Genomic DNA, 2,939 nt, shown 5'->3' with positions numbered 1-2,939 from the left:
TATAACGTCCACGAGTTGCAGAAGCCGTTCCGCCTTACTTAGCTCTTAAGTTAGGCGGAACGGTTTGGGTCGGAGTGCCGGAATTACCCAGATTCTTTACTAACCGGCACGGAGCCTGCAACTCGTTGATATCTGAAGTAGGCCACCAGCGAAACCACGGATGGTGGAGCGTCTCTTTCTTAAGAGCTTAAAAAAACCAATCAGATCTAACATAGTTAATATTGCTAATTTAATTCTATAAAGTTATCATATGTAAGGAAGCTACTAGTGATTTTATTGTTCTTGAAATCTAAAACAAAATCAATAAATTTACTCCATTTTCTTTTATGCCCCAATTTACCCTTTAATCTAATGAAATATTTCTGGGTTTGTACCTCTGAATCTCCAACATCTCCCTGAAACTCACATATCATCTTAATACTTTCACGCCCGTTTACAACAAATTGGGTTGCAAAACATCTCCCCTCACTTGAGCCAAGTTTATTTACTACTGCAATAAATTTAATTGGCCCAGCATCTTTTTTATTTGTTATCTCAAGGATTTGATGTTCAATTGTAATCGGTATTGCACCCGAATTATAAAAAACAAATGGCAAATAAATAGTTATTTTCTTACCATTTATTGCAGCTGAAAATGATCTTGGACCAATTACAACTAATTTTCCTTTTCGCCAGTTCATCCACCAAAAACTAAAAATAGTAAACACCAAAGCTAGACTACTTGTAATAAAAGGATATAAATTCTCCAAAACTTTCAACCCCTTCGTTTATTGCCCGCCACGATGGCGGGCTTAACGGTGGCCTATTTCAGATATCGGGCCGCGGGTTTACGAAGTCCATGAGGCCTAGTGCTTGCACTTGCCGAAGGGATTTTGAAAACCTGCTGATATGCGATGTGGCGCTTAGCCACAGATGCATAGCAGCGGGCTTGACCCGCGGCCCGATATAGCGAAATGGAGCAAAGCGACATTTCGTTATATCGTCTATGTGTTGCCGAAGTCCAGCAGCCTTAGCCAGACCTGGCTTAGGGTGATGGATTTGGGTGAAGCGACGACAGGAGCGAAACTGGCAACACTTTGTTATGCGATCGTTCGGCCAATCTCCTAACTAAAATATTCTGACTTATAATCATTTCTTCTCCATATAAATTCTTCTCCATCACATCCGTGAAGTATAATTTTATTATCATCTGCTTCTTTAACAGACCAATAAATACCAGCCTGAACCCCTCCACGTTCTTTAGGAGTAGTTTGACAACTCTCAAATGAAAAAAGTTCAGGGTCAATTATGAGTGGCTCTTTTGCTATTAGATTATCAGAAACCATATAGGCCTGTTTGCCTCGTCCTTCCATTTCAAATAAACGAAAGTTTTGTGCAAAAACAACTCCCTGCTCACATACAGCATATCTAGCTGCTCTACAATATTTAATCCGATCTGAAACAACAAAAATATACATATGATTTTTTGTGTTTATCTCAACAAATGGATCAATACTGTCATCTCTTTCCCATTTTACTCCATCTTTTGTTCCTAACCGCCAAGATACTAAACAATCTTCAATGGATGATTGTGATAGTGGCAAAATATCTCTATTATTAACTATTTCTATATTTTCACTTTTCTGCAGAACGATTTTTTTGTTTTCCTTTTCTATATAAAGATTATTTCCACATATTTTTTCTGTTAAATCATCAGCAATAATCATAATACTATCATCTCTTTGTTTTATAGAATAAGTTGATTTTCCTAATTCCTTTTCAATAATAGAAGAATTGGAGCCGGAGTAAATATTTTCTTCAGCATCTTCAATTTTATATGCATAAGATATCATTCCATCAGGCATATAACAGCATTTAGCCATGAGCGTCTTGATCAAATAATTGGAGTCATATTCTAAATGAGACCAAGTAGATTCAAGTATATTATCGTTTCGTTGAAATACAAGCTCATATATTCCAGTACGTACAATTTCAATGTTTTTACCTACCCAAACTCCTGTAATAGAATTATTGAAATTTATCATCAAATCATCTCCCTTTATAAAGCATTTAGCCGAATGTCGCATAACGTTCCGGTTTTACGACGCCGACGAACCGGACCAGCGGAGCCCTTCCCTTTAGCGGCGCTTGCCGCCCGGTGAGACGGTGTGGGCAGCAATTAACCCATAAGCACGCCCTGCAACGTAAAAGTATTGTTATGAGAAGTTCCTATCTCCTAGAACCATATCTAAACAATATTTTCACCAAGTAAGATTCTGGGCATTGTTGTTAAACACCTGTTCCATCTTTTATAAAACTTTTCTATCCCAAGTTTAGAAACTCGGGCATGTCCTTCCTCGTTTTCGACTACCCAATGCAGAATATAAGTAACTTTTCCAATATATCGTGTGAGTCTAATTGGTACCTTACCTGCCTTAACTGCATTGAAATCTTCCTGCCTATGAGTACGTTTTATATATTTAACATCAATAACACCTTGCTGCTCCATATAAAATGCAGCTACCTCTTTCATTAGTTCTTCAACTTCATCTTGCTTGTCTAGCTTAACTTCATAAATGCAGATTTCATTAAACATATAATCATTACCACCTTTTGTATTTGTCTTTGGCATTTTTCAAATTATCATAACATTTATTTAACATTTTGCTTTTCCTATATCCCGTTCTCTACTAGGATATTTTAAACCCTTTAAAAATTCTTCCTTAATAACAGGTAAATGCCATAATAAGCACCATAATAGCCCATTTTCGTAAACACGAAGTCACATCAACTTCCAATTAACCCAACAGACAGGCTATATAAGGAATTTCTCATAACTATCGCATTCCCGAACTTATGGTTCGTGAATACCCTACTTTTTGGTGGGATTAGCGAAGTACTTCGCGAATGCCCACTATGGCTATATATCATCCTTCTTCATTATTGTATCTAGTGTACTT

Annotated in this window: 3 protein-coding genes; all 3 read right to left on the bottom strand. The window is 37.0% G+C overall.

Translation table 11 applies throughout. From position 1 onward, the window contains the following. Positions 1–224 precede the first annotated feature (224 nt). Positions 225–749, bottom strand: coding sequence for a hypothetical protein (locus PHP06_10950; GenBank protein ID MDD3841057.1), 525 nt, complete (start codon positions 747–749; stop codon positions 225–227). Positions 750–1,103: 354 nt separating this feature from the next. After that, complete coding sequence (locus PHP06_10945) at positions 1,104–2,024, bottom strand: hypothetical protein (protein MDD3841056.1); 921 nt, start codon at positions 2,022–2,024, stop codon at positions 1,104–1,106. 203 nt (positions 2,025–2,227) lie between these two features. Further along, entirely contained in the window at positions 2,228–2,611 is a 384-nt protein-coding gene (locus PHP06_10940; protein ID MDD3841055.1) for a hypothetical protein, read from the bottom strand. Positions 2,612–2,939 lie beyond the last annotated feature (328 nt).

It is taken from the genome of Clostridia bacterium (assembly GCA_028698525.1).
Lineage (GTDB): Bacteria > Bacillota > Clostridia > JAQVDB01 > JAQVDB01 > JAQVDB01.
The sequence above is the reverse complement of the archived record's forward strand: the minus strand, read 5'-3'. Positions and strand labels throughout refer to the sequence as shown.

Coding starts and splice junctions, on each gene's coding strand:
- PHP06_10945 (MDD3841056.1), bottom strand. CDS start 2,024: ATGATAAATTTCAATAATTCTATTACAGGAGTTTGGGTAGGTAAAAAC.
- PHP06_10940 (MDD3841055.1), bottom strand. CDS start 2,611: ATGCCAAAGACAAATACAAAAGGTGGTAATGATTATATGTTTAATGAA.